This is a genomic window from Ruegeria sp. BJ5 (genome assembly GCF_056537865.1).
In genome coordinates this window covers 110311-136378 of record NZ_JBQFSH010000004.1, presented here as the reverse complement: position 1 = coordinate 136378, position 26068 = coordinate 110311, and the positions used below count along the sequence as shown (strand labels likewise).

Here is a 26068-nt window from a genome sequence, read left to right as displayed (position 1 = left end):
TCACGTCTCCTTCAGGTCGACCGGCTGGCCGGATCGAATGCTTTGGTCGGCGGCAAGGCAGATCCGCAGGGATTGCACCGCGTCATTCATGTGGCGGGTCAGGTCGATGTCCTGCGCGATGGCTTGCAGCATGTAGGCTTGTTCGGCGTCGCACAGTTCCTGGTGGCCAGGTTCGCCATCCATCTCGATCAGGGTGTCGCCGCTGGATTTGTGCACAAGAATGCCGCCCACCTTTGTGTGGCCGTCCACATCGTCGGATGCGCCCTTGTTGCCTTCGGTAATGGAAACCGCGCCATTGGGTGAAACGATGTCCTTCACGAAGAACGCCGTTTCGGACATCATAGGACCCCAACCGGCCTCGTACCAACCAACCGAGCCATCTTCGAACACGACTTGGAACTGGCCGTAATTGTACATGTCGGGTGCGATTTCGTCCGACAGTCGCAGGCCCATGCCGTTGACCCGAACCGGCCGGGCATCGGTAATCTGGCACATGACGTCGACGTAATGCACACCGCAGTCCACGATGGGTGAGGTGGTTTGCATCAGCGCCTTGTGCGTCTCCCATGTCGGGCCGTCGGACTGCTGGTTCAGGTTCAGGCGAAAGACATAGGGGCCGCCCAGGTCACGCGCCTCGGATATCAACCGCATCCACGAGGGGTGATGCCGAAGGATGTAACCAACCACCAGCTTTCGGTTGGCGTCAGTGGCCTTCTCGACGACACGGCGTGCGTCTGCGACCGTGGTGGCCAGGGGTTTCTCGACAAATACATGCGCACCGGCGTCCATTGCGGCACAGGCATAGTCGGCATGGCTGTCGGAATAGGTGGCAATCACGGCCAGATCAGGGTTGGTGTCTGCAAGCGCCGTATGGAAATCGGTGAAGACCGGATACCCCTGCAAATCCGGGTGATCCACTGTCCCGGATCGGTTCACCAGACCCACGATCTGGGCGTCGGGATGGTGATGATGCGCCAGCGCATGGCTGAGGCCCATGTTGCCCAAACCTGCGATCAGAACCCGGATCATTTGACCGCCCCCGAAGTGATCCCGCGGATCAGTTGCCGCGAGAAGATGACATACAGAACCATGACCGGCAGGATCGCCATGCTGAGTGCCGAAAGCACCGCGTTCCAGTCGGTGACGAACTGACCGATGAAGACCTGGCTACCGAGGGTCAGGGTCTTGGTCTCTTCGGCCGGGGCCAGGATCAGCGGGAACCACAGGTCGTTCCAGATCGGGATCATGTTGAACACCGCCACGGTCGCCATCGCCGGACGCACCAGCGGCAGAACAAGGCGGAAGAAGATGGTGTATTCGCTCAGCCCGTCGATGCGGCCTGCATTCTTGAGGTCGTCGCTGACTTGGCGCATGAACTCGGACAGGATGAATACGGCCAGCGGCAGGCCCTGTGCGGTGTAGACGAGGATCAGCGCCATCAGCGTGTTGACCAGCCCGGTCGCCACCATCATGTCCAGGATCGCAACCGTGCCGATGCGGATCGGAATCATGATACCCAATGCAAGGTACAGGCCCATCAGCGTGTTGCCCTTGAACCGGTATTCGCTGAGCGCAAAAGCCGCCATTGCGCCGAACAGCAGGATCAGGAACAGCGACACGACGGTGACAATCATCGAATTCTGGAAATACAGGAAGAAGTCGCCCTGTTTCATCACCGTCTGGTATCCGATCATCGAGAACGAGTCGGCATCGGGCAGGGCCAGCGGTTCACGGAAGATCGCCTTGCGCGACTTGAAGCTGTTGATCACGATCACGAAGACCGGAAACAGGGCGATCAGCGTATAGAGGATCAGCGCGCCATGCATGGCAGCGATGTTGAAGGGGTTTCTGCGGGCTTTGTTCATGCTCTTCGGGCCCCTCAGAACTGATACCGGCGGATGCGGGTCTGGATCAGGAACAGATAGATGCAGACCCCTGTCAGGATGATGGCGAACATGCCCGTTGCGATGGCCGATCCCATGTGCGGATCACCGAGTTGCAATTGGAACCCGAAGAAGGTCCGGTACATGAACGTGCCAAGGATGTCGGTCGAGAAATCCGGCCCCGCCAGAGCGCCCTGGGATGCGTAGATCAGATCGAACGCATTGAAATTGCCGACAAATGTCAGGATCGAGATGATGCCGATAGAAGGCAGGATCAGCGGCAGCTTGATCTTCCAGAAGGCGGACATGCCGGTGACGCCTTCGACTTCGGCAGCCTCGAGGATCTCTTCGGGGATCGACAGCAGGGCGGCATAGATCAACATCATCGGAATGCCCACGAACTGCCAGACCGAAATCAGGGCCAGCGTGGTCAGCGCGTATTCTTCTTTGCCGAGCCAAGGCGCGAACAGAGATTTGAGTCCCACCGCGGCCAGCATATCGGGGGCGATGCCCCAGATCGGCGACAGGATCAGCTTCCAGGCGAAGCCAACGATCACGAAGGACAGGATCGTCGGGATGAAGATGGCCGATCGATAAAACGCAGCAAAGCGCAGGCGTGGGTGGCTGAGGATTGCCGCCAGTGCGATCCCGATCGGATTCTGCACCAGCATGTGAATGAAGAAGAACCAGAAATTGTTGCCCAGTGCGTTCCAGAACGCATCCGACCAAATCGGGTCGCCGAACAGGGTGCGGAAGTTGTCCAGGCCTACGAACACACGGGCCTGATCGACCTCGGTGTACAGTGCCAGCCGCAGCGTGTTGAACAGCGGAAAGACCATGACGGCCGAGTAGACCAGCACTGCGGGTGCCAGAAACACCACGATGTGCCATTTGATCCGGCGATTGCCCATGTTGTTCCTCGAAAGCTCAGGGTGGCTCTGGCCGCCTGGCCAGAGCCGATTGTGTCACGATAGACGGGTTACTGGTGCGGGGCGTACCAGCTGGCCAACCCGTCCTGCAGGCGCTTGCCGGCGTCCTCTGGCGATTCCTCACCCTTGATCACCTGAGCCGATGCGTTCCAGGTCTCGTTCTCAAGGTTGGGCGTTCCACGCGACAGGATCTGATAGGTGGACCGGATGGTCGAGTTGCACTCGTTCCGCCAGCTGACGAATTCCTGTGCCAATGGGTCCTCCATCGCCACATCGAAGCTGGAGAGAGAGAAGAAGCCGGGCAGGGCGTTTGCATAGATCTGCGCGAATTCCTCGGACCCGACCCAGTTCAGGAAGGTGCGTGCCGCATCGGCGTTGGGCGACGCCGCGTTCAGACCAATGGCGATGTCGGTGTGATCCGAGATATAGCACTCGTCCCCGGCATTCTGGACTGGCGGCTTGAAAGCGCCCATCTCGAAATCGGCCAGGTTGTTGAAGCCGCTGATCTCCCAGCTGCCGGCCGGATAGATGGCGGCGCGGCCCAGCGTGAACAGGTTCTGGCTGTCGGGATAGGTCTGCGCTTCGAACCCATCGCCCAGATAGGCACCCCATTTGGCCAGCTGGCGGTAGGGGGCGACCCACGGCTCGTCCGTCAGTTTCTGAGAACCTTCGATCAGGGCGAGGCGACCTTCTTCGCCCTTCCAATAGTTCGGCCCGATGTTGTTGTAACCCATGGTGGCCGCTTCCCACTGGTCATTGGTGCCCATGGCCATGGGGATATAGGTGCCGTCTTCCTTGATCTTGTCCAGAACAGCAAAGAACTCGGCTTCGGTTTCCGGAACCGACAGGCCCAACTCGTCGAACGCGTCCTTGTTGTAGATGAACCCATGGATCACCGAGGCCATCGGCACGCAGAAGGTGGCCGAGCCGTCATCGGTCTGCCACGCCGATTTGGCGACGTCCGAGAAGTTCGCCATGCCTTCAAGGTCCGAAAGATCGGCCAGCTTGCCCGCCTCGTACAGGCCAAGTGAGGTGTCGAAGGGGCGGCAGGTGATCAGGTCTCCGGCCGAACCGGCATCCAGCTTGGCGTTCAGGGCGGCATTGTACTCCGCCGGGGCCGATGGGGTGAACTTGATCTTGATGTCGGGATGCTTGGCCTCAAAGGCCGGGATGATCTTTTCCTGCCACAGGGCCAGGTCGTCGTTGCGCCAGCTTTCGATGGTCAGCGTGGTTTCGGCCATTGCCGCACCGGCCAGGGCCGATGACGCCAGCAGCACGGCGGTCAGTGTGGTTGTTCTCATGATGTATTCTCCCTTTTGGTCTTCTTCTTGGTTCAAATCTGGTCCAACGCAGGGCGCAGATGGCCGCCCGATGCCGTCAGCAGTTCACTGGCCTGCGCCGGTGTTGCGGCACCGGCGGCCAAAAGTACGGCAAGCTTCAGGTTGCCTTCGGCACGATCCAGGGCATCAGCGGCGTGCTGAGGCGTGGCGCCGGTTATGTTCCGGATGATTCCTTCTGCGCGCTGACGCAGCTTGGCATTGTCGGCCACCACGTTGACCATCATGCCGTCATGCACATGGCCCAACCTGACACCCATGAGGGTCGAGAGCATGTTGAGCGCCGCCTTTTGCGCGGTTGCGGCGCCCAGTCGGGTCGATCCGGCAATGACTTCGGGCGGGGTGTTCAGGCAAATTGCGCAATCGGCGTGCTCGAACAGCAAAGCGTCGGCGTTGTTGGCAATGCAGATGGTTTTGGCGCCGCGGGACCTTGCAATTCCGGCAAAGGTCAACGGGTAAGGCGTGGTGCCGCTGGCGGATATCGCGATCACCGTGTCCGTGGGGAGGAGGTCGGCGGCTGCGATTTCGGCAGTTCGGGTGTCATCTTCGGTGTGACCCGGCATCTCTGCCCCGGTCGGTATGCCGCCGGCCATGCAGATGGCGATCGACTCTGGAGACAGGCCGAATGTCCCCGGTATCTCCGCCCCATCGGCCAAGCCCATCAGCCCGGACGACCCGGCGGCGGCATAATAGAGCCGCCCCCCGGTGCGGATGGTTTCTGCCATCAATGCCGCACCTCTTGAGATATCCTGAAGGCATGCATCCAGCCCGTTCAGTGCGGCTTTCTGCGCATCCAGCAGCAGGCGCAGAACTTCGGCGTCCGGGCGCAGGTCCAGTCCCTCGGATTCGTCGCGCAGCATTTCGGTTTGCGGCAGCATGTGCGGCGTCATGTGATTCCCCTTTGGCATCGAAGATAATACCTATATAATACCTTTTGTCTACCATTCGTTTTAAATCGCGAAATATCGACCGATAAGCATGAAAAATCACGATCTCGGCACACAAGAGGTCTTTTTTTCAGACAAAAGGTATCGTAAAGGTATCTATATGGATGAGTCCCTCCAATATCTCATAGCAATTGACGGTGGCGGTACACGCTGCCGGTTTGCCATGGTCGGCCCCACCGGGCGGCATGATCTGGTTCTGGGAAGCGCCAATGTCTATTCGGATCGCGCGGCGGCTATCTCAACGCTGAATGCCGGGCTGCGGGCACTGGCCGAGCGTGCTGCGATGCCCGAAGCGGCTTTGACCGGGATTCCGATCTACGCAGGGCTTGCTGGCGTGACCGACGCGGACACAGGCGCTGAAATCGCACGGCACCTGCCATCGCGCATTGTGCAGGTCGAGGATGACCGCCGCTCGGCCGTGGTTGGGGCGTTGGGGCCGGTCGATGGATGTTTGATCGGGATCGGCACCGGATCGTTCCTGGCGCGGCAAAGCAATGGCGAAATCCGGTTGATTGGCGGATATGGGGCACTCATCGGTGATGATGCGTCCGGGTATTGGCTGGGACAGCAGCTGCTGCGGCGGGTGTTGCTTGCAGCGGACGGAATAGCCCCCGACAGCGCGCTGACACGATCCGTACGCAGACGTTTTGACGAAGACCCGATGCAGATCGTGCGAATTGCGGGGCAGGCACGGCCGGCCGAAATCGCAGACTTCGCACCCGAAATCATTGCGGCGGCTCAAAAAGGCGATGTGGTGGCCGTGGCCCTGATGCGCGAGGGCGCCGATTATGTCGCTGCAGGGCTTCAGGCCCTTGGTCGCGATGATGCCGAGCCGGTCTGTGCAGTGGGCGGGGTGGCATCGCATTACATCCCCTATCTTTCCGCCGAGGTGCAGAGCGTGATGATCGAACCGGCGGGCACCGCCCTTGACGGGGCGCTCCAGCTCGCCGCACAGCTGGCCGAGCGCGCCAGATTGGGGGCAGCATGACCGCCGAAACGATCGAAACCTTCCTCAGGACCGGTGACTGGATGCAGCGGGCCGTTGGGCCGCGGTACGTTCGGTTGCGCAAGCGGATCGAAGAGGGCATCGAGAATGGTCTGCTGGCGGAAAGTGCACCGCTCCCGGCCGAACGCGAGATCGCAAACCTCACGGGCCTTTCCCGCGTCACCGTGCGTCGGGCGATGCAGGATCTGGTAGATCGGGGAATCGTCATTCAGCGCCAGGGCTCGGGCAGTTTTGTGGCCGACGGCACGCCTCGGGTCGAGCAATCCCTGTCACGGCTGACCTCGTTCACCGAGGACATGAACCGACGCGGTCTTGAATCCTCAAGCGAGTGGCTCGAGCGCGGTATTCACACTCCGTCGCCCGAGGAGGTGATGGCGCTGGCCCTGTCCTCGGGCGAAGCGGTCGCGCGCATCTCGCGCCTGCGTATGGCCAATGATCGGCCCATGGCGATCGAACGGGCCTCGCTGCCAATCGACATTCTGCCGCGCCCGCAGGAGGTCGAAGCCTCCTTGTACGAAGTCTTGGAGCGGGATGGAAACCGGCCAGTACGGGCGCTGCAGCGGATTTCGGCGATCAATCTGGACAGCGCCGACGCGGGTTTGCTTGGGGTCGAGCCCGGTGCGGCCGGGCTTCGCATCGTTCGTACATCATACCTGTCCAATCGGCGGGTCGTTGAATTCACTCGGTCGATCTATCGCGGCGACGCCTATGATTTTGTCGCCGAATTGCGGTTGGCCAACAGCTAGGACACATCATGCAAAAGCAGATCACCCGGATGCGCCGGGAAATTGATGAAATCCCCGTGGCCGTAGAAAGGCTTCTGAGTCGGGGCCAGACCGACATTGAGGCGGTCGCCTCGGTTGCCCGCGAACTGGACCCGACATTTGTCGTGACGGTCGCACGCGGGTCTTCCGATCACGTCTGCACCTATCTCAAATACGCGTCGGAGATCCTATTGGGTGTGCCGGTGGCCTCGGTCGGGCCGTCGATCGGATCGATCTACGATTCCGTTCTGCGCATGCGTCAGGCGATGTGCCTGTCGGTGTCGCAATCCGGCAAAAGCCCTGACATCGTGGCCATGGCTCGCAATGCCCGGCGCGACGGCGCATTGACAGTAGCGTTGACCAACGACGCCGCTTCACCGTTGGCCGAGGTCAGCGATCACACCATAGATATTCAGGCGGGCCCCGAACTGAGTGTTGCGGCAACCAAGACCTTCGTCACATCGGCGGTGGCCGGCTTGTGGCTGTTGGCAGAGTGGGGGCAGGATGCGGCGTTGCTGGCGGCGTTGCGCGACCTGCCCGAGCAGCTGGATCAGGCGGCCCGGATCGATTGGCCCGAAGTGCGTGACGCTATCGGTGCTCACCCGTCGCTGTTCACGCTTGGCCGGGGCCAGGCACTGGCCGTATCGAACGAAGCTGCGCTGAAATTCAAGGAGACCTGCCAGCTGCACGCTGAAAGCTATTCCTCGGCCGAGGTTCTGCACGGGCCGGTGTCCATCGTCGAGGACGGTTTTCCGGTACTCAGCTTTGCAGCGGCAGATGCGGCGGAGCCTGCGTTGGCGGAGGTGGCGGACGCGATCAGCGCCAAGGGTGCCCGTGTCTTTGCGACCACGGACAGGGTTACTGCCGCGACGCGCATTTCGCATGTCCGCACGGGGCATTCCCTGACTGATCCGCTGAGCTTGATCGTCTCCTTCTACGCGATGGTCGAGGCGTTTGCCGCCTCGCGCGGGATCGATCCGGACGCACCGCGGCATCTGAACAAGGTGACGGAAACCGTATGACCAGCGAACTGCAGGCTCTGGCGGGCGCGGACATTCTGACCCCTGCAGGTATCCTGCAGGATCATGCCCTTCTGTTCGCGGAAGGGCGTATCGGGGGCGTGACGCCTGTCTCCGACACTCCTGGCACAGCGAGGGTGTCGCGGCTGGACGGTGGCCTTCTGGTCCCGGGCTTCGTCGATCTGCAGGTCAATGGCGGCGGCGGGGCAATGCTGAACAACGCCCCAGATCTGGCCACGCTCCGCACGATGTCGCAGGCACATGCGCGTATCGGAGCAACGTCGATCTTGCCAACGCTGATCACGGATACGCCTGAGATCACGCGCCGGGCAATCGCGGCCACGATTGCGGCCGTGAACGAAGGCGTTCCCGGCATTGTCGGCCTTCATCTGGAAGGCCCGCACCTGTCCCAAACCCGCAAAGGTGCACATGACGCTGCCCTGATCCGACCGATGGCGCAGGCTGATCTGGATTTGTTGCTGGACACAGCCGCGCAGTTGCCGGTTCTCAAGGTTACGGTGGCGCCGGAAAGTGTGACCGATGATCAGATACGCGCCATGACCCAAGCGGGGATCGTCGTCTCGCTGGGCCATACGGATGCGAGTTTTGAAACCTGTCAGAGAGCCGTTCAGGCTGGGGCGCGTTGCGTCACACATTTGTTCAATGCTCAGAGCCAGATGGGTAATCGAGAGCCCGGCGTCGTAGGCGCAGCGCTGGCGCTTGGCGAGCTGTCGGCGGGCCTGATCGCTGATGGAATTCACGTCCATCCGGTTTCAGTGCGCAATGCCATCCGGGCCAAAACAGGGCCGGGCTGTGTCTTCCTTGTCAGCGACGCGATGGCGACCGCCGGGTCGGATATCGACAGCTTCCTGCTGAACGGCCGTCAGATCTTGCGCGACGGCAACCGGTTGACCCTCGCCGATGGAACGCTCGCCGGTGCGCATCTCGAGCTGTTGGACGCGGTTCGCAACGTCGTTGCATTCGCGCAACTGCCTTTGCAAGCTGCTTTCGACATGGCGACCCGGTTGCCTGCGGACCTGATCGGCAGATCAGATCTTGGCCGTTTGGCGGTTGGTGCCCGCGCAAATATTTTGCATGTCTCTGACCAACGGCTGCTCCAGGTCTGGCAGGAAGGTCAGGCATTGGGCTGACGGTGTCCACGCCGACCCTTGGTCGCCGGATTTCCTACGACATGTCGGACCCTGGGCTGTTCATGTCGGGAATCTGCATTGTGCACATCTTGTATTTTTCTTAGCCTTGGTGTCGGGCGCAAGCTTCACGCGTGCCCGGCAAGAGGATTGAGATGACGCCCGTGTTCAGATTTCAGGGGATCTATACTCCGGTGGTGACGCCCTATGCGGATGATTTCAGCGTCGATTGGGATGCGCTGGCCGAGGTGATCGAATACCTGGTCGAGAATGGTGTGCACGGGATGATCTCGGGCGGGTCCACGGGCGAGAACTATGCCCAGACCGTCGATGAAAGGCTGGAACTGGCGCGTTTTACTCACCAGCGACTGAAGGGTCGGCTGCCTTTGGTGGTCGGGACCGGCGCGATGTTGACGCCGGATTCGATCGCGTTGGCCCAAGGCGCGCGCCAGATCGGGGCCGATGCCATCCTGCTGGCCAGCCCGCCCTATTCGGTGCCGACGGACCGGGAAAACGCCCTAAATGCGCTGGCCATCGACAAGGCGGCCGATTTGCCGGTGATGCTGTACAATTATCCGCACCGCACCGGCACGATGATGGGGGCCGAGTTCCTCGATCGCGTCGGGCGCAGCCGCAATTTCTGCGGCATCAAGGAAAGCTCGGGCGACATCAACCGCGTACACATGCTGGCGCGGGACTATCCGCATATCCAGCTGGGCTGCGGCATGGACGATCAGGCGCTGGAATTCTTCGCTTGGGGCGCGCCCTTTTGGATCTGTGGCGGGTCGAATTTTCTGCCGCGCGAGCATGTGGCGCTGTATGAGACCTGCGTGCTGAAGGGCGATTTCGCCAAGGGCCGCCGGATCATGTCGGCGCTGATGCCGTTGATGCGGGTGCTGGAACAGGGCGGCAAGTTCATCCAGACCATCAAGCATGGGGTTACGATGAACGGCATCCCGGCGGGCGCGGTTCGGCCGCCCCTGAAGGGGCTGAACAAGGATGACAAGCGCGCGCTGGAACAGGTGACCCGCGTGCTGAAAAGCAAGATCGCAGACATCATGGCGGAGGGCTGAGGCATGGGCTTGCTGACACGGGACGAATACGCATCCATCGCCGCCGGGCTGGACCTGCCCACCGGCGCCTTCATCGACGGCGGCTATCGCCCGGCGACCTCGGGCGCGGTGTTTCCCACGGTGAATCCGGCCACCGGCACGGTGCTGACCGAGGTCGCGGCCTGCGCCGCCGCCGATGTGGACCTGACCGTGGAAAAGGCGCGCGAGTCCTTCGATGACGGCCGCTGGTCGCGCCTGCACCCGTCGGCGCGCAAGGATGTGTTGATCCGCTTGGCCAAGCTGATGACCCGCAATGCTCGCGAACTGGCGGTGATGGAAAGCATCGACAGCGGCAAAACCATCTTTGACTGCGAAACCGTGGATATCCCCGAGGCCATCCACTGCCTGAAATGGCATGCCGAGGCGGTTGACAAGATTTACGATCAAGTCGCGCCTGCCAGCGACGACCACATCGCGATGATCCTGCGCGAACCGATCGGGGTGGTGGGGCTGGTGCTGCCGTGGAACTTCCCCCTGCTGATGCTGGCCTGGAAGATCGGCCCGGCGCTGGCAGCCGGGTGCTCGGTGGTGGTGAAGCCGGCGATGGAAACCCCGCTGACCGCCCTGCGTCTGGCCGAACTGGCGGCCGAGGCCGGGCTGCCGCGCGGGGTTCTGAACGTGGTTCCGGGTGGCGGCGCCGAGGTGGGCGAACCGATCGGACGGCACATGGATATCGACATGGTGTCATTCACCGGCTCGACCGTGACGGGCAAGAAATTCCTGTCCTATGCGGCCGAAAGCAACGCCAAGGAGGTGGTGCTGGAAATGGGCGGCAAGAACCCGGCCATCGTGATGGAGGATGCCGAGAACCTCGACCGGGTTGCCGCCCATGTGGTGAACGGGGCGTTCTGGAACATGGGCGAGAATTGCTCGGCCACGTCGCGCCTGATCGTGCACCGCGCGGTCAAGGCTGACCTGCTGGAGCGCATCGCCCACCACGCCCGCCAGTGGACTGTGGGCGACCCGCTGGACCCTGCAACCCGTCTGGGCGCGCTGGTCAGCAAAGACCATTTCAACAAGGTCTGCGGTTATCTGGACAAGGCGCCGTCAGTCCTTCTGGGCGGCAAGGCCGAAAACGGGTTCGTCGAAGCAACCGTGGTCGAGCTGCCCGACAATGACGCGCCGCTGGCGCGTGAGGAAATCTTTGGGCCCGTTCTGTCGGTGATCGAGGTCGCGGGGTTCGACGAGGCCATCGCGATGGCCAATGACACGGCATATGGGCTGTGCGCATCGCTGTTCACCGCCAACGCCAAGCGCGCTCTGCGCGGCGCCCGCGCGATCCGGGCCGGGACCGTGACGGTGAACAGCTTTGGCGAGGGCGACATCTCGACCCCGTTTGGCGGCTACAAGCAGTCTGGTTTTGGCGGGCGGGACAACGGGCTGCACGCGCATGACCAGTACACGCAGCTGAAGACGCTGTGGATCGACCTGTCGGATGATGCCGACGAGGCGGTGGATTGACGCGGTTCACCGCTTGCCGCCTGCCGGTGCAGCGCGGTCCGGCTGCGTGGAATGCCCTGCTGGGCCCGCAACCTCCCGCGCGGCAGCTTTCGGGCAATATCACCGCAGATTTCACCATCGTGGGCGCCGGTTTTGCCGGGCTGTCGGCGGCGCGGCGTCTGCGGCAGCTGGTGCCCGATGCGCGGATCGTGGTGTTTGAAGCTGGGCGCGTGGCGGAAGGCGCGGCGGCGCGCAACTCGGGCTTCATGATCGATCTGCCCCATGACCTAGCCTCGGACGACTATGCCGGGGCGGGCGATGACGGGGCGATGATCGGGCTGAACCGGCGGGCCATCGCCTTTGCCCGCGCGGCGGTTGAAGAATACGGCATCGACCCTAACTATTTCGATCCGGCGGGCAAGGTGAACGGCGCGGCCAGCCCGACGGGACATGCGCACAACCAAAGCTATGCCCGTCATCTGGACAGCCTCGGCGAGCGGTCCGAGATGCTGGACCGGCAGCAGATGCAGGAACTTACCGGGTCCGGGCACTATGTCTCGGGGCTGTATACGCCGGGCACGGTCATGCTGCAGCCGGCGGGCTTTGTGCGCGGTTTGGCGGCGGGGTTGGCGGCCGATGGGGTGCAGATTTTTGAACACGGCGCGGTCACGGGGTTCCAGCGCGACGGGGCGGGCTGGCGCGTTCAGACCGCGCGCGGGCAGGTCTCGACCGGCCGGCTGATCCTGTCGGTGAACGGTCACCTGGAAAGTTTCGGGGTGGAACGTGGCCGGCTGATGCAGCTGTATCTGTTCGCGGCGATGACGCGAGAATTGGAGGCCGATGCGCTGGCCCAGCTGGGTGGCCAGCCGCGCTGGGGCGTGACCCCGTCCGATCCGATGGGCACCACCATGCGCCGGATCGACACCGGGCAGGGCGGCAACCGGATCATCACCCGCACCTGCGCCGTGCTGCGCCCGGGCATGGAGGCGCGGGCAGCGGACCTGCGGCGCGCAGTTGCGGTGATGCGGCGCAAGTTCGACCGGCGCTTTCCACAGCTGCGCGGCATCGCGATGGAGTACGAATGGGCCGGCCATCTGTGCCTGAGCCTGAACGGCGTCTCGGTCACCCGCGAGATCGAGACCGGCGTTTATTCCGCCTGCGTCCAGAACGGGTTGGGCACCGCGCGCGGCACCCTGACCGGGATCGCCGCGGCCGAGATGGCCTGTGGCGTGCGGTCCGGGATCAGCGATCATTTCGGTGCCGAGGACCGGCCCAAACGCCTGCCGCCCCGACCGTTGTCTGAGATCAGTGCCAATATGGTGCTGCGCTGGAAGGAATGGCGCGCGCGCGACGAATGAAAAAGGCCCGCCTGACAGGCAGGCGGGCAAGTGGAGTGTTCCTAATAGTGCTGGTTCAATTCGTCGGCGGCGGGAATTTCCCGCTCGCGCCGGGCGATGTAATCGCGCAGCGCCTCGTCGGTGGCCGGGTCCATTCGGGGCTCTTGATACTCGGCCAGCAGCTTGCGGGCGTGGTTCAGGGCGCGCTCGGTGATCTCGACCCCGCCCTCGGCCACCCATTGTTCGATCGAGTTGTTGTCGAACAGTTCGGGCATGAAGAACGCCTCCTGGAAATTGTCCTGCGTGTGCGGATGGCCTAGGTAATGCCCGCCGGGGCCGATATCGGATACGGCGGCGACGGCCTCGTCGAAATCGTGCCATTTGGGGCCCTCGGCCATGCGGTAGGCCATGGCGCATTGCTCGGCATCGACAACGAACTTGGCGGTCGAGCAATGCATCCCGGCCTCGTTCCAGCCCGCCGAATGCCAGATATAGTTGGCCCCCGCATGGATCACCGCCGACAGCGTCGTGGCGGATTCGTAGCCCGCCTGCGCATCGAACGTCTTGGCCCCGCCCAGCGTGTTCGAACTGCGCCAGGGCACGCCGTAGTGCCGGGCCATCTGGCCGATCATGAAGTTCATCAGGCTGATCTCGGGCGTACCCGCCATCGGCGCGCCGGATTTCATGCTGACGGTCGACAGGTAATGCCCATAGATCGCCGGACAGCCGCGCTGGATCACCTGCGTATAGGCCAGCGCGCTCAGCGCCTCGGCGTTCAGCTGCGCGACCGTTGCCGGCACGCTGGCCGGCGTGTTGGCCCCGCCCAGCACGAAGGGCGAGCACAGCACCGGCTGGTTGCGGCGGCAGAAGGCGCGCATAGCCCCCAGCATGGTCTCGTCCCAGACCAGCGGCGAGTTGCCGTTGCAGTTGCCGGTGGTGACCGGGTGATCCTCCATGAACTTCTCGCCGAACAGGATCGCGCACATCTCCATCACGTCTTCGGCGTTTTTGGGCGAGGTGGTCATGCCCATGAAGGTCTTGTCGGAATACTTCATCGACGAATAGGTGATGCGCAGGTGGCGCTGGCTGATCGGGTGATCATAGGGTTCCACGATGTGATGTGCGCTGGAATGCAGCGCGGGCAGCATGTGGCTGAGCTTGTGAAACATCGCCAGATCGTCCAGCGTCGGATTGCGGCGCACGTCGTCGAGATCGCGCAGAAACGGCGCGCCGGTCATCGGCACGAAAACCGCGTGCGGCCCGCCAAGGCGCACATTCTTGTGCGGGTCACGGGCGTGATAGGTGAAATCCGAGGGGATCATCGCGATCAAGTCGCGGACCAAGCCGCGATCAAGATACACCCGCTCGCCGTCAACTTTGGCACCGGCCGCCTTCCAGTCGGCCAGCGCGATCGGGTCGCGGAACTGCACGCCTACGTTTTCGAGGATATCCATCGAAGCCGCGTCGATCCGCTCGACCTGTGATCCGTCCATCACTTCGCACAGCGGGATGTTGCGGGTCAGGCCCGGCAACATGTCAAAGCTGGGTGCGGTGCGCAGGGCGCGGCGGGCGGCGCGGCCTCCGGTGCGGACGCGAGTGGCGGTCTGGGTCATTCTGGGCCTCCTTTGATCCCAGTCTGACCGCCGGCCGGGGGCGCGACCTGCAGGATTGCGAAATACTGTTGCGGAATGCGACATCGGACCCGTGCATTGCCCGCAGCAGCTGCTAAGCTGCGCTCTGCAGGATCAGGAACAATGCACAGAGCAGACCGAGAATGAATTCCGCCACATCTGAAACCGCCCGGCTTGAGGGTGAATACGACTATGTCATCGTAGGCGCGGGTACCGCGGGCTGCGTGCTGGCCAACCGGCTGACCGAGGACCCCAGGACACGGGTTCTGCTGCTTGAGGCGGGCAAGTCGGACAATTACCATTGGGTCCACATCCCGGTGGGGTATCTGTACTGCATCGGCAATACGCGCACCGACTGGATGATGAAAACCGCGCCCGAGCCGGGTCTGAACGGGCGGTCGCTGGTCTATCCGCGCGGCAAGGTGCTGGGCGGGTGCAGCTCGGTCAACGGGATGATCTACATGCGCGGGCAGGCGGCCGACTATGACCATTGGCGGCAGCTGGGCAATGCGGGCTGGGGCTGGGACGACGTGCTGCCCTATTTTCTGAGATCCGAAGATCACCACGCCGGCGACAGCGAAATGCACAGGTCCGGCGGCGAGTGGAAGGTTCAGAAACAGCGGCTGAGCTGGGAGATCCTGAAAGCCGTTCAGGACGGCGCGCGCGAGATCGGCATCCAGCCGCGCGCCGATTTCAATGACGGCAACAACGAGGGCTCGGGGTTTTTCGAGGTCAACCAGAAGAACGGCGTGCGCTGGAACACGGCCAAGGGATTTCTGCGCCCAGCGATGAAGCGGCCCAACCTGCGGGTCCTGACCGAGGCCGAGACTCTGGGCCTGATCCTCGAGGGCAAGGCCGTGCGCGGCGTACGCCTTGCGCGGGGGGGCACCGAATACCGCGCTGTGGCCGGGGCCGAAGTTCTGCTGGCGGCGGGGTCGATCAACTCGCCCAAGCTGCTGGAACTGTCGGGGATCGGCGACCCCCAGGTGCTGGCGGCGCACGGAATCGCGGTTCAGCATGAAAGCGCGGGCGTGGGGGCGAACCTGCAGGACCACCTGCAGATCCGAACCGTGTTCAAGGTGCAAAACGCCAAAACCCTGAACACCATGGCCAACAGCCTGTGGGGCAAGGCGCGCATCGCGGCGCAGTACGCCCTGACCCGGTCGGGCCCGATGGCGATGGCGCCCAGCCAGTTCGGCATGTTCACCAAATCCGACCCGATGCTGGCCACGCCGGATCTGGAATATCACGTACAGCCACTGTCGACCGACCGTCTGGGCGATCCGCTGCATCCGTTCCCCGCGATCACCGTTTCGGTCTGCAATCTGCGGCCCGAAAGCCGGGGGCACTGCCACATCACCACGCCCGATCCGACGGCCCAGCCCGAGATCAGGTTGAACTACCTCTCGGCCGAGCGTGACCGGCAGGTGGCGGTCAAATCCGTGCAGCAGGCCCGGCAGGTGATGGCCGCGCGGGCGCTGGCACCCTATCACCCGCAAGAGGTTCTGCCCGGCCCCGAGATCAACGACCAACAGGGTCTGCTGGATGCGGTGGGCGACATCGCCACCACGATCTTTCACCCGGTCGGCACCTGCCGCATGGGCAGCGACGCCGCCGCGGTGGTCGATCCACAATTGCGCGTTCGGGGTCTGGAGGGGCTGCGGGTGGTCGATGCCTCGGTCATGCCGAAGATCGTGTCGGGCAATACCGCCTCGCCCGTGATCATGATCGCGGAAAAGGCTGCCGACATGATACGCGGACGGGCATGAGCGCGGGGCTTGCGCCTTGGCCCGTCGGACATAAATGACCGCCAGCCTCATCAACCGGAAAAGCTGAACCGATGCAGGACACATTGATTTTTGAACGCCGGTCGCTGAACGCGGCAAAATGGGCCAGCCTGTTCATGGCGGGTGCCGGGGTTGTGGCCGGGTTGCTGGCAAACTCCGATGCGCTGTTGCTGGACGGGCTGTTCTCGGGGCTCAATTTCGCAACGGCTGTGGTGGCGGGATGGGTCGCCGCCTCGATCCGACGGGCCCCGGACCAGAACCGCCCCTTCGGATACGAGATCGACGAATCCGTCTTCGTGATGTTCCGCAGCCTGCTGCTGTTCGGGATCATCCTGATGGCGGCTGGTTCGGCGGTGAACCGTCTGCTGGTCTATGCCAAGACGGGCGAAGCCGCGCCGGTGGTTCTGGAATGGATCCTGATCTATGCCGGGTCGATGGCGGCGATCTGCCTGGCGCTGTTCGCCTATCACCGCTGGAACTGGCGCCGCACGGGAAAGACCAGCGATCTGCTGCGGGTCGAGTCCCGGGCCGCGATGGTCGACGGGGTGCTGAGCCTTGGGGCCGGGGCGGCGTTTTTTGCGATCAACCTACTTGAGGGCGGGCCGCTTGCCGGTCTGGTTCCGGTGTCGGATGCGCTGGTGGTGTTGCTGCTGTGCCTGGCGCTGCTGCCTCAGCCGATCAAGGTATTTCTGGGCGCGCTGCGCGATGTCGTGGGTGTGGCGCTGCCGGTTGATGCCCGGGCCGAGATCATTGCGCAGGCCCGCCGGATCTGTGCCGACAGCCCGTTTCAGGTGCTGGACGTGGCGACGGTGCGCAGCGGGCGGGCACTGTTCCACCTTGTCTATCTGAAACCCGCCGAACCCGTGACGATCGAAGCCTTCGAGGCCGTCCGCGACCGGCTGGCCCAGGCCGCAAGCCCGGGCCGGGTCGCGTTGACACTGGCCTCGGACCCGCCGTTTGGTCCGGCCCCGCGCGCTCAGTAATCGGCGACCAGCAGGAATTCGGGCGCGGTGTCTTCCTCGATCGTGGCAAAGCGCGGGATCGGCTGTTCGAACACGTTATCGGTGCGGTCGTCATTGACGGTCGAGACTTCGCCGATCAGACAATCGCCCTTTTCCGCCCAGAAGGCGTGCCAGATGCCGGGCATCAGCGTGACGCTTTCGCCCGGTTTCAGGCGCAGATGCTCGCCCGGCTGGATGGTCACCGGGCAGGCGTCGCTGGGTACGGTGACGGGGGTATCGCGGTCGATGCTGCCATCGGGGGCCGAGGCGTAGATCTCCATCACCAGATCGCCGCCGCCGCGGTTGATGATGTCCTCGGCCTTGACGATGTGGCGATGCATCGGCGACAGCTGTTTGTCACGCGAAATCAGCAGCTTCTCGGCATAGAGCATACCCCGGCCCGCGCTCAGGTCCTTTTCGTCGCCATTGCGCAGGGTGAACAGGAACAGGCCCAGTTCATCGAACTCGCCCTGGCCGTAATCGGTGATGTCCCAGCCAAGACCACGGGCGCGGATGCCGGCGGCCTGCGGGCTGCGCATCTGCTCGGGCGTCCAGTCGGCAAAGGGCGGCAGGGCAAAGCCGAAAGAATTGATGAAGGCCTGCGCCTCGGCCTTGATGCGGTTGATCTCGGATCGTTTCATATCGGTGCTTTCGATGAATTACAGCTCGTGCGCCCAGGGCGGGTTGGCGCCGGCGCGGGATACGGTGACGGCGGCGACCTTGCCGCCCAGCTCCAGCGCGGTGCGCAGGTCGTCGGGCGAGATCGCACGGAGCGCCTGTTTTGTCAGCAGCCCGGCGCGGTGCAGTTGCGCCAACACCCCGGCGTTGAACGTGTCGCCCGCGCCCACCGTATCGACCACCTGAACCGGCGTGACCGGCACCGAAACCGTGCGGCCATCGGCCAGATACCCGGCCGCGCCCTGACTGCCGCGCGTGACGATCACCACGGCGGGGCCGGCCTGCAGCAGCAGCGGCACTTTTTCCTCCAGCGTTTCAGGGCCGGGGACGATCCAGTCCAGATCTTCGTCCGAGACCTTGACGATGTCGGCCTGCGCGATCATCCGGTTCAGCCGGGTGCGATAGCGGGTCTGGTCCTGGATGAAACCGGGGCGGATGTTGGGGTCGATCATCACTGCGCGCTCGGCGCCGTGGCGGTCCAGCAGGGCGGCATAGGCATCGGCGCAGGGCTCGCAGGTCAGGCTGATGCCGCCGAAATACAGCGCCGAGGTCGCGGTCAACTGGTCCGGCATGTCTTCGGGGCGCAGCATCCGCCCGGCCGAGTTTTCATCGACGAAGGAATAGGTGGCGTGCCCGTCCTGCAGTTGCACGAAGGCCAGCGTGGTCGGACGGTCCGAAAGAACAACCTGCGAGCCATCCACATGACTGTCTTTCAGGGCTTGCGCCATTTGCTGGCCGAACATGTCGCTGGACAGCCCGGTCAGCATTCCGGCAGGCGCACCCAGCCGGCCCAACGCGATGGCGGTGTTGAACACCGCCCCGCCCGAATGCGGCACGAAACCTTGCGCGCCCGAAACCGTCGGCTCCGCGATCATGTCGATCAGGGCCTCGCCACAGCACAGGATCATGTCCCGGCTCCTTCCTTCTGCAAAGATCTGGCGGTGAGTTTACCGCGCGAGCGCATTTTTGCAGAAGTTGTTAGCGCCAACAATGCCAAATTCGGCCTGTTCCGACACATAAACGCCAAAGCCCTGCCGCAGCGCGTCGAACCGGCCTCCGGCGTTGAAGGCCGCTAGGAAGTCGTCGCCGAACAGCCAGCGGTTCTTCTCGGCCACGCCGCCCACCAGGAAGACGCCGCCCGTGGGCATCACGGTCACGGCCATGTCGCCCATCACGGCGCCCAAGTGGGTGGTGAAGATCTGCGCGGCGCGCATGGCGAGCGGATTGGACCCGTTCTGCGCGGCGTGCAGGATGTCCTTGGCGGGCAGGACGGGCGTGTCGGGCTGGCCTGCGGCCATGCCCAAAGCGCGATACAGGATCGGCAGGCCCGTGCCGCTGAGGAACATTTCGGCCTCGAGCGTCAGGCTGTCGCCAAAGAAACACTCGGGCGCGATCCGGCGGGCGGCTTCGAACACGTCCACCTCGTCGCGGGTGCGGGGTGACAGGCCGACATGGCCGCCCTCGCCCGAGACGGTGTGATAGTGGCCTTCGGAATACAAAAGCGCGCCGACGCCCAGCCCAGTGCCGGGGCCGACCACCAGTCGGGTGCCCTTGGGCGGGGTCGGGTCGCCCTGCAGGGCCTGCACGTCATCGCGGGTAATCTCGGCCACCGACCACGCGGCGGCGGTGAAGTCGTTGATGACAAAGGTGTGGTCCGCGCCGGTGGCTGTTGCAATGTCGGCCTCGGACAGGTCCAGATTGGCATTGGTCAGGCGGATCGATCCATTGCGCACCGGGCCGGCGCCCGCGGCGACTACGGCGCGCGGCGGCGTTCCGATCTCGGCGCACAGGTCGTGCAGGGCGGCCAGAAACTCGGGCAGGGTGCCGGTGGGCGATTTGCGCAGATCGGTGAGCGTGCCATTGGTGACGACCCCCAGCCGCGTGTTGGTGCCGCCGATATCGGCCACCAGGTTCCAGTGGTCGTGCATCGCGCCCCTGGGCTGCGCCATCGGGACCGAGACCGGTTCGCCTTGGGCCAAAGCCGCCTGCATCGCCCTGAACGAGGCCTTGGGGCGGCGTTCCAGCGTGTCGAAATCGACATCGACCAGGCCGAACCGCTTTTCGTATCCCAGCGCCCATTCGTAATTGTCCAGCAGCGACCAGATGAAATAGCCCTTGACCGGAACGCCTTGATCCAGCGCGTCCTGCACCGCCGACAGATGCTGATTCAGATAGTCGATGCGGTCGTCATCCTGCTGCCGCTCGGGGCTTGCCATGCCGTTTTCGGTGACATAGATCGGCAGATCGCCTGTGTAGTCCCGGGCCGTACGGGTCAGGAACCGGGTCAGCGCGCTTGGCTCGATCTCCCACCCCATCTGCGTCTTGGGCAGAGGGCCAGGCACCTCTTGCAGGCTGGGCCAGGGCGTGTCGGCGGGCGCGATCAGCTTGCGGGTATAGTAGTTCAGCCCGCACCAGTCGACCGGTGTGCCGATCGTGTCGAAATCATCCTGCCACCCGTCGGGCAGGTGGGCCTGCAGCCCCTGCAGGACGTTCTCGGGGTAGGCCTTGTTGAAAACACCGCCCAGGAAGAACCGGTTGTAGATACCGTCGTACAGATCGGCGGCTTCGCGGGCCTCGGGGGTGTCATCGGCAGGTTCGGCCCATTCCAGGTTGAACACCGCGCCCAGGTTCGACATGCCAAGGCCCCGCATCGCCTGAATCGCGCGGCCGTGGGCCAGAAGGACGTGATGCATGGCGCGGGCCGTGGCGCGGATGTCGCGCAGGCCGGGGGCGTGGTGGCCTTCGAAATGGCTCAGCCAGCTGACGCACCAAGGCTCGTTGATCGGGGCGACGCTGTACATGCGGTCGCCGATGCGGCCCATGATGATCTCGGTGAAATCGGCGAACCAGTCGGCGATGTCGCGGTTGCGCCAGCCGCCCAGATCAGCCAGCGCCGAGGGCAGCTCCCAATGATACAGAGTGGCGCAGGGGCGGATGCCGCGTTCCAGCAGGGCGTCGGCCAGCCGGTCATAATAGTCCAACCCGGCCTGGTTCACCGGACCGCGCCCTTCGGGCAGCACGCGCGCCCAGCTGGTGGAAAAGCGATAGCAGTCGAACCCGGCCTCGCGGATCAGGTCGAAATCCTGTTCGAACCGGTGCAGTTGGTCGCAGGCCAGATCGCCGTTTTCGGCACGCACAACGTTGCCGGGCGTGGCCGCGAAACTGTCCCAATGGGTCGGGCCGGCGCCGCCCTGTGCGTGGCCTTCGATCTGATAGGCCGAGGTTGCGACACCAAAGAGGAAGTCTTTGGGGAAATCAGCGCGGGTGTATTTCATGTTCAGAACCTGTTGGGGGCGGGACCGGTCGAGCCGCCGACTACCAGTTCGGCCTCGAGCAATCTAGTCTTGGCCGGATCGTGGGGTGCGCGGATGCGCTCGATCAGCATCTCGGCGGCCAGTTCGCCGGCGTGGCGTACCGAAGATCGGGTGGCGGTAAAGATCGGAACGTCCTGCCCGTTCTTCAGATAGGACAGGTCATCGTCATGGGCGATCACCGATACGTCGCGGCCCATTTTCAGCCCGGCCTCGTCCAGCGCGCGCCGCACCCCGATCGCCGAGATCATCGACGAGGTCAGGATCGCGGTCGGCGGATCGTCCAGCCGCAGCATGTCGCGGGTTTCGTGATGGCCATAGACTTCGGTCATCTCGGCGCTGCGCATCAGAGCCGGGTCGGGCGACAGACCGGCCTGTTTCAGCGCCTCGAGATACCCGTCGCGGCGCCTTTGGGCAAAGTCCATGTCCTCCAGCCCGTTGATCAGCGCGATCCGCCGGTGGCCCAGGTCGATCAGGAACCGGGTGGCGCGAAGGAACGAGCTTTTGTTGTTCACGTCGATCCAGTCATAGGGCACGCTGACGCTGGTCGACCGGCCATGCACGATGAACGGCACCTGCATGCGGGTCAGAACCTCGATCCGCGGCTCGTTCACTTTGGGGCCCTGCAACACTACGCCGTCGACTGCCCCGCGTTGGAACAGGCTGCGATAGGCGTCCTCGATCGAGGTGTCGTCAGCATTGGTGAACATCATGTCATAGCCGTGCTCGGCATATTTTTTGACCGCGCCGGCGACGAAGTCGCCGAAGATCGGGTTCACCATCTCGTGGCGCGACGAGATGGGGATCACGTGGCCGATCACCATCGACCGACCCGTCGCCAGCCCCTTGGCGCGCGCGTTCGGTCGATAGCCATGTTTGGCCGCCGCCGCCTGAACCCGCATGCGAGTCTCTTCGTTCACCTCTGGGTAACCGTTCAGCGCGCGGCTGACTGTCGTCTGTGACAGACCCAGGATCTGAGAGAGCTGCTTGAGGTTCATAGCGGTTTCAAATCGCTTTCAATGCTTGTGTGCGCCCTGTTGTGTGGGGATTTGCCGCTTGCGTCAAGTTGTTTTGCAACTCTCTGCAGTATACCATGAAAACATGGGCGCAGGCGGCCCAAGTCAAAATCTAGCCATTGACAGGGCCAACATGTTAGCGGATAACGGCCACATTCAAAGCGCTTTGAAAACTGAGTCTCACACGCGCGGATACAGTTGGGAGGAAAATCAATGAAACACTCGCTTTTGGCAGGTGCGGCCACGTTTGCCCTGATGGCGGGCGCGGCGCAGGCCGAAAAGGTCACCGTGTTCGGCCCGTGGCTTGGCCCGGACCAGGAGAATGTCGAAAAGGTTCTGGACGGCTTTGCCGCGGCCACCGGTCATGAATATGCCTATGTCGGGTCGGACAGCTTCGAGCAGCAGATCCGCATCGACGCCGAGGCCGGATCGGCACCGAACATCGCCGTGTTCCCCCAGCCGGGTCTTGCTGCCGACATGGCGAAGGCCGGGTTTCTGACACCGCTTGCTGACGGGACCGCCGACTGGATCCGGGACAACTATGCCGCGGGCCAGTCCTGGGTCGATCTGGGCACTTACGCTGGGCCGGACGGTCAGGATCATCTCTACGGCTTCTTCTACAAGGTCGATGTGAAATCGCTGGTCTGGTACGTGCCCGAGAATTTCGAGGACGCGGGATATGAAGTCCCGACCACGATGGAAGAACTCAAGGCCCTGACCGACCAGATCGTCGCAGATGGTGGCACGCCCTGGTGCATCGGCCTGGGGTCGGGTGGCGCAACTGGCTGGCCTGCGACCGACTGGGTCGAGGACATGATGCTGCGCACCCAATCCCCCGAGGATTATGACGCGTGGGTTGCCAACGAGCTGAAGTTCAACGATCCCAAGGTCGTGGCCGCGATCGAGGAATTCGGCGCATTCGCCCGCAATGACGACTACGTCGCCGGTGGGGCCGGTGCGGTTGCAACCACGGATTTCCGCGACAGCCCCAAAGGCATGTTCAGCTCGCCGCCGCAATGCTACATGCACCGTCAGGCCTCGTTCATCCCGGCCTTCTTCCCCGAAGGCACGGTCGTGGGTGAAGATGCGGACTTCTTTTACTTCCCGGCCTATGAAGGCAAGGATCTGGGCAGCCCGGTTCTGGGCGCGGGCACCCTGTGGGCGATCACCAATGACAGTCCCGCCGCGCATGACCTGATCGCCTATCTGCAGACGCCCGAGGCGCATGAGACCTGGATGGCGCTCAGCGGTTTTTTGACCCCGCACAAGGGTGTCGATACCTCGGCCTTCTCGGACCCGACCCTGAAGAAGATGAACGACATTCTTCTGGGTGCGACCACCTTCCGCTTTGACGGGTCTGACCTGATGCCGGGTGCGGTTGGCGCTGGTACGTTCTGGACCGGCATGGTCGACTATGCCGGTGGCAAACCCGCGCAAGAAGTGGCCGACGAGATCCAGGCGTCTTGGGACGCGATCCAGTAAAGCCGTGAAACCGGGCAACCCGACCTTCGGGTTGCCCGACCCATTGTCGCCAGGGAGGGTGACATGCATCCCGCATTGCAAGGTCTGCTGACGATCGCCATCGGCGTATCCGCCTGCGTTGGTTACTTCTATCTGTCCAACCAGTTTCTGGACAAGATTCTGTTCCCGCCGCGCGGCCCGAACGCCGGGCGCAACATCAATCGGGCAAACATGGTCCGGCCATGGTTGTTTCTATTCCCCGCTCTAGTCGCGCTGGGGCTGTACCTGGCCTATCCTGTGGTGGAAACGCTGCGCCTGTCCCTGACCGACCGGGTGCCCGGCGGCGGATACGAGTGGGTGGGTCTGGACAACTACGCCCAGATGATGGGAGAGCCCAAATTCTGGGAAGCGATGCGCAACAACATGCTGTGGCTGATCGTGGTCCCGGCGCTGTCGACAGCATTTGGCCTGTTGGTCGCCCAACTGACCGACCGCATCCGTTGGGGCAATATCGCCAAGTCGTTGATCTTCATGCCGATGGCGATCTCGTTCGTGGGCGCTTCGGTGATCTGGAAGCTTGTCTATGACACTCGCCCGGTCGAGCAGGACCAGATCGGAATGCTGAATGCCCTGTACATCTTCTTTGGCGGAACCGACCCGCAGACCTGGCTGACGATTCCGTTCTGGAACAATTTCTTTCTGATGATCGTGCTGGTCTGGATTCAGACGGGCTTTGCCATGGTGATCCTGTCGGCGGCCCTGCGCGGCATTCCCGAAGAAACGGTCGAGGCCGCCATTCTGGATGGCGCCAGCCCGTTTCAGATTTTCTTCAAGATCAAGGTACCGCAGATCAAGACCACGATCCTGGTGGTGTGGACAACGATCACCATCGTCGTGCTGAAGGTGTTCGACATCGTGTTCGCCATGACCAACGGCCAGTGGGAGACACAGGTCTTGGCCAACTACATGTTCGACAAGCTGTTCCGCGCCAATGACTGGGGCGTGGGCTCGGCCTCGGCCATGGTGATCATGCTGCTGGTGACGCCGATCCTTGTCTGGAACGTGCGCAACGCGCGCAAGGAAATGGAATAGGAGGGTGCGTCATGAGTGAAATCGCAGGAACCCGCCCGGCGCTCAGATGGGCCGTACATGCCTCGGTTCTTTTTCTGGTGGTGCTGTGGGTGGTGCCCACGCTGGGCCTATTCATCTCGTCCTTCCGCACGGCGGACCAGATCGCGACCAGCGGCTGGTGGCGGGCGATTTTCCCGTCCGAGCAGAACCTGACGCTGCGCAGCGCCGCGCCCGACACCCAGGTGCAGGAAAACGGCCTGTATGTGATCGAGGGCAACCTGTTTGACGCCGGAACCACGGCGCGCATCTCGAAATGGGGCATCAGTTCGCGCGAGATCGATGCGTTTGAGCCGGGCCAGACGGCCGAGTTGCGCAAGGGCGGCACGGTCACCGTTCAGGCCAATGGCGACTACCGGATGGAGAACACCGAGGAATTCACCGGCAGCCGGGGCACGCGGGTCTTCGTGACCGCCGAACTGCCGCCCGAATTCACGCTGGACAATTACCACAAGGTCCTGCTGGCCGAGGACAGCACTGACAGCATGGCCAAGGCGTTCTTCAACACGTTGACGGTCACGATTCCGGCCACGATCATTCCGATCCTGGTGGCGGCTTTCGCGGCCTATGCGCTGGCCTGGATGGATTTCCCGGGCCGTGCGCTGTTGATCGCCGCGGTGGTCGGTCTGCTGGTGGTTCCCTTGCAGTTGGCGCTGATCCCGCTGCTGAAATTCCACCTGAACATAGGCATCGGCAAAGGGTATCTGGGCGTCTGGCTGGCCCATACCGGCTTTGGCATGCCGCTGGCGATCTATCTTCTGCGCAACTACATGGCCGGGCTGCCCCGCGACCTGATCGAGAATGCGCGGGTCGATGGCGCCACCGAATTTCAAATCTTCACCAAGCTGATCCTGCCGCTGAGCTTTCCGGCGCTGGCCTCGTTCGCCATCTTCCAGTTCCTGTGGACATGGAACGACCTGCTGGTGGCCAAGGTGTTCCTGATCGACGCATCCGGCGAGACTACCGTGATGACCAACAGTATCGTCGAGCTTCTGGGCACCCGTGGCGGCAACTGGGAAATCCTGGCCACGGCCGCATTCGTGTCGATCGCGGTGCCGCTGGTCGTCTTCTTTGCAATGCAGAAATACCTGGTCCGCGGATTGCTGGCCGGTTCAGTCAAATAAGGGCGTGTG

Annotated in this window: 22 protein-coding genes and 1 pseudogene; 12 read left to right on the top strand and 11 right to left on the bottom strand. The window is 63.2% G+C overall.

Going from position 1 to position 26068, the window contains the following annotated elements; translation table 11 throughout:
* The 5 genes from ACR0NY_RS14300 to ACR0NY_RS14280 form a co-directional block, all read right to left on the bottom strand.
* Positions 1-1029, bottom strand: a complete 1029-nt coding sequence (locus ACR0NY_RS14300; protein WP_170341789.1) for a Gfo/Idh/MocA family protein — start codon at positions 1027-1029, stop codon at positions 1-3.
* Positions 1026-1865, bottom strand: a complete 840-nt coding sequence (locus ACR0NY_RS14295) for a carbohydrate ABC transporter permease (RefSeq protein ID WP_170341791.1) — start codon at positions 1863-1865, stop codon at positions 1026-1028. Before ACR0NY_RS14295 ends, ACR0NY_RS14300 begins: the two co-directional genes overlap by 4 nt.
* 14 nt (positions 1866-1879) lie before the next feature.
* Positions 1880-2794 (bottom strand): carbohydrate ABC transporter permease, encoded by a 915-nt coding sequence (locus ACR0NY_RS14290; protein WP_170341793.1) that lies wholly within the window; start codon positions 2792-2794, stop codon positions 1880-1882.
* Positions 2795-2862: 68 nt separating this feature from the next.
* Positions 2863-4113 carry an ABC transporter substrate-binding protein gene (locus ACR0NY_RS14285; RefSeq protein ID WP_170341178.1) on the bottom strand — a complete coding sequence of 417 codons (1251 nt, stop codon included), beginning with the start codon at positions 4111-4113 and terminating at the stop codon, positions 2863-2865.
* A gap of 32 nt (positions 4114-4145) precedes the next feature.
* Entirely contained in the window at positions 4146-5039 is an 894-nt protein-coding gene (locus ACR0NY_RS14280) for an N-acetylmuramic acid 6-phosphate etherase (protein ID WP_254432959.1), read from the bottom strand.
* A 157-nt stretch (positions 5040-5196) separates the two neighbouring features.
* Here ACR0NY_RS14280 and ACR0NY_RS14275 point away from each other — a divergent pair, with 157 nt between their 5' ends.
* The 7 genes from ACR0NY_RS14275 (at position 5197) to ACR0NY_RS14245 (ending at position 12943) form a co-directional block, all read left to right on the top strand.
* Complete coding sequence (locus ACR0NY_RS14275) at positions 5197-6084, top strand: glucosamine kinase nucleotide-binding domain-containing protein (RefSeq protein WP_170369450.1); 888 nt, start codon at positions 5197-5199, stop codon at positions 6082-6084.
* Positions 6081-6848, top strand: a complete 768-nt coding sequence (locus ACR0NY_RS14270) for a GntR family transcriptional regulator (RefSeq protein WP_170369448.1) — start codon at positions 6081-6083, stop codon at positions 6846-6848. Before ACR0NY_RS14275 ends, ACR0NY_RS14270 begins: the two co-directional genes overlap by 4 nt.
* Positions 6849-6856: 8 nt before the next feature.
* Entirely contained in the window at positions 6857-7888 is a 1032-nt protein-coding gene (locus ACR0NY_RS14265) for an SIS domain-containing protein (protein WP_170369446.1), read from the top strand.
* On the top strand, positions 7885-9036 hold the full coding sequence (gene nagA, locus ACR0NY_RS14260; RefSeq protein ID WP_170369443.1) for an N-acetylglucosamine-6-phosphate deacetylase: 1152 nt from the start codon (positions 7885-7887) through the stop codon (positions 9034-9036). The genes ACR0NY_RS14265 and nagA overlap by 4 nt, the downstream gene beginning before the upstream one ends.
* A gap of 152 nt (positions 9037-9188) precedes the next feature.
* Positions 9189-10106 carry a dihydrodipicolinate synthase family protein gene (locus ACR0NY_RS14255; RefSeq protein ID WP_170369441.1) on the top strand — a complete coding sequence of 306 codons (918 nt, stop codon included), beginning with the start codon at positions 9189-9191 and terminating at the stop codon, positions 10104-10106.
* Between the two features lie 3 nt (positions 10107-10109).
* On the top strand, positions 10110-11606 hold the full coding sequence (locus tag ACR0NY_RS14250) for an aldehyde dehydrogenase (protein WP_170369439.1): 1497 nt from the start codon (positions 10110-10112) through the stop codon (positions 11604-11606).
* Positions 11603-12943: an NAD(P)/FAD-dependent oxidoreductase gene (locus ACR0NY_RS14245; RefSeq protein WP_170369436.1), complete on the top strand. Its 1341-nt coding sequence runs from the start codon at positions 11603-11605 to the stop codon at positions 12941-12943. The genes ACR0NY_RS14250 and ACR0NY_RS14245 overlap by 4 nt, the downstream gene beginning before the upstream one ends.
* A 41-nt stretch (positions 12944-12984) precedes the next feature.
* Here the strand turns inward: ACR0NY_RS14245 and ACR0NY_RS14240 are convergent, their stop codons facing one another.
* A complete protein-coding gene (locus tag ACR0NY_RS14240; protein WP_170369434.1) occupies positions 12985-14535 on the bottom strand; it encodes a trimethylamine methyltransferase family protein in 1551 nt (516 codons plus the stop codon).
* A gap of 161 nt (positions 14536-14696) precedes the next feature.
* On the opposite strand from ACR0NY_RS14240, the gene ACR0NY_RS14235 reads away from it, so the two are divergent.
* Positions 14697-16322, top strand: coding sequence for a GMC family oxidoreductase (locus ACR0NY_RS14235; protein ID WP_170369432.1), 1626 nt, complete (start codon positions 14697-14699; stop codon positions 16320-16322).
* A 71-nt stretch (positions 16323-16393) separates the two neighbouring features.
* Positions 16394-17323: a cation efflux transmembrane domain-containing protein gene (locus ACR0NY_RS14230; RefSeq protein WP_170369430.1), complete on the top strand. Its 930-nt coding sequence runs from the start codon at positions 16394-16396 to the stop codon at positions 17321-17323.
* Here ACR0NY_RS14230 and ACR0NY_RS14225 read toward each other — a convergent pair.
* The 5 genes and pseudogenes from ACR0NY_RS14225 to ACR0NY_RS14205 form a co-directional block, all read right to left on the bottom strand.
* The gene (locus ACR0NY_RS14225) at positions 17317-17982 is read right to left on the bottom strand and encodes a D-lyxose/D-mannose family sugar isomerase (protein ID WP_170341814.1); all 666 of its coding nucleotides are present in this window, start codon (positions 17980-17982) and stop codon (positions 17317-17319) included. The two genes, ACR0NY_RS14230 and ACR0NY_RS14225, sit on opposite strands and share 7 nt — an antisense overlap.
* 18 nt (positions 17983-18000) lie before the next feature.
* A complete protein-coding gene (locus ACR0NY_RS14220; RefSeq protein ID WP_170341816.1) occupies positions 18001-18927 on the bottom strand; it encodes a carbohydrate kinase family protein in 927 nt (308 codons plus the stop codon).
* 39 nt (positions 18928-18966) lie between these two features.
* A complete protein-coding gene (locus tag ACR0NY_RS14215; protein WP_254432968.1) occupies positions 18967-19947 on the bottom strand; it encodes a glucokinase in 981 nt (326 codons plus the stop codon).
* A gap of 48 nt (positions 19948-19995) precedes the next feature.
* Positions 19996-21294 (bottom strand): annotated as a pseudogene (locus ACR0NY_RS14210) (GH1 family beta-glucosidase); the annotation flags it as partial.
* 2 nt (positions 21295-21296) lie between these two features.
* Positions 21297-22328, bottom strand: coding sequence for a LacI family DNA-binding transcriptional regulator (locus tag ACR0NY_RS14205; RefSeq protein ID WP_170341820.1), 1032 nt, complete (start codon positions 22326-22328; stop codon positions 21297-21299).
* A gap of 231 nt (positions 22329-22559) precedes the next feature.
* On the opposite strand from ACR0NY_RS14205, the gene ACR0NY_RS14200 reads away from it, so the two are divergent.
* The 3 genes from ACR0NY_RS14200 (at position 22560) to ACR0NY_RS14190 (ending at position 26059) form a co-directional block, all read left to right on the top strand.
* A complete protein-coding gene (locus ACR0NY_RS14200; protein ID WP_093963165.1) occupies positions 22560-23828 on the top strand; it encodes an ABC transporter substrate-binding protein in 1269 nt (422 codons plus the stop codon).
* Positions 23829-23891: 63 nt separating this feature from the next.
* Positions 23892-24899: a carbohydrate ABC transporter permease gene (locus tag ACR0NY_RS14195; RefSeq protein ID WP_093963164.1), complete on the top strand. Its 1008-nt coding sequence runs from the start codon at positions 23892-23894 to the stop codon at positions 24897-24899.
* An 11-nt stretch (positions 24900-24910) separates the two neighbouring features.
* The gene (locus tag ACR0NY_RS14190) at positions 24911-26059 is read left to right on the top strand and encodes a carbohydrate ABC transporter permease (RefSeq protein ID WP_093963163.1); all 1149 of its coding nucleotides are present in this window, start codon (positions 24911-24913) and stop codon (positions 26057-26059) included.
* The last annotated feature ends 9 nt before the right edge of the window (positions 26060-26068 follow it).

Excerpts from the sequence above, each read along its gene's own strand:
- ACR0NY_RS14285 (WP_170341178.1), bottom strand. The coding sequence starts at position 4,113 with ATGAGAACAACCACACTGACCGCCGTGCTGCTGGCGTCATCGGCCCTG.
- nagA (WP_170369443.1), top strand. The coding sequence starts at position 7,885 with ATGACCAGCGAACTGCAGGCTCTGGCGGGCGCGGACATTCTGACCCCT.
- ACR0NY_RS14280 (WP_254432959.1), bottom strand. The coding sequence starts at position 5,039 with ATGACGCCGCACATGCTGCCGCAAACCGAAATGCTGCGCGACGAATCC.
- ACR0NY_RS14290 (WP_170341793.1), bottom strand. The coding sequence starts at position 2,794 with ATGGGCAATCGCCGGATCAAATGGCACATCGTGGTGTTTCTGGCACCC.
- ACR0NY_RS14255 (WP_170369441.1), top strand. The coding sequence starts at position 9,189 with ATGACGCCCGTGTTCAGATTTCAGGGGATCTATACTCCGGTGGTGACG.
- ACR0NY_RS14300 (WP_170341789.1), bottom strand. The coding sequence starts at position 1,029 with ATGATCCGGGTTCTGATCGCAGGTTTGGGCAACATGGGCCTCAGCCAT.
- ACR0NY_RS14240 (WP_170369434.1), bottom strand. The coding sequence starts at position 14,535 with ATGACCCAGACCGCCACTCGCGTCCGCACCGGAGGCCGCGCCGCCCGC.
- ACR0NY_RS14275 (WP_170369450.1), top strand. The coding sequence starts at position 5,197 with ATGGATGAGTCCCTCCAATATCTCATAGCAATTGACGGTGGCGGTACA.
- ACR0NY_RS14235 (WP_170369432.1), top strand. The coding sequence starts at position 14,697 with ATGAATTCCGCCACATCTGAAACCGCCCGGCTTGAGGGTGAATACGAC.
- ACR0NY_RS14250 (WP_170369439.1), top strand. The coding sequence starts at position 10,110 with ATGGGCTTGCTGACACGGGACGAATACGCATCCATCGCCGCCGGGCTG.
- ACR0NY_RS14265 (WP_170369446.1), top strand. The coding sequence starts at position 6,857 with ATGCAAAAGCAGATCACCCGGATGCGCCGGGAAATTGATGAAATCCCC.
- ACR0NY_RS14215 (WP_254432968.1), bottom strand. The coding sequence starts at position 19,947 with ATGCACGACCACTGGAACCTGGTGGCCGATATCGGCGGCACCAACACG.
- ACR0NY_RS14200 (WP_093963165.1), top strand. The coding sequence starts at position 22,560 with ATGAAACACTCGCTTTTGGCAGGTGCGGCCACGTTTGCCCTGATGGCG.
- ACR0NY_RS14225 (WP_170341814.1), bottom strand. The coding sequence starts at position 17,982 with ATGAAACGATCCGAGATCAACCGCATCAAGGCCGAGGCGCAGGCCTTC.
- ACR0NY_RS14295 (WP_170341791.1), bottom strand. The coding sequence starts at position 1,865 with ATGAACAAAGCCCGCAGAAACCCCTTCAACATCGCTGCCATGCATGGC.
- ACR0NY_RS14190 (WP_093963163.1), top strand. The coding sequence starts at position 24,911 with ATGAGTGAAATCGCAGGAACCCGCCCGGCGCTCAGATGGGCCGTACAT.
- ACR0NY_RS14220 (WP_170341816.1), bottom strand. The coding sequence starts at position 18,927 with ATGATCCTGTGCTGTGGCGAGGCCCTGATCGACATGATCGCGGAGCCG.
- ACR0NY_RS14270 (WP_170369448.1), top strand. The coding sequence starts at position 6,081 with ATGACCGCCGAAACGATCGAAACCTTCCTCAGGACCGGTGACTGGATG.
- ACR0NY_RS14195 (WP_093963164.1), top strand. The coding sequence starts at position 23,892 with ATGCATCCCGCATTGCAAGGTCTGCTGACGATCGCCATCGGCGTATCC.
- ACR0NY_RS14230 (WP_170369430.1), top strand. The coding sequence starts at position 16,394 with ATGCAGGACACATTGATTTTTGAACGCCGGTCGCTGAACGCGGCAAAA.
- ACR0NY_RS14205 (WP_170341820.1), bottom strand. The coding sequence starts at position 22,328 with ATGAACCTCAAGCAGCTCTCTCAGATCCTGGGTCTGTCACAGACGACA.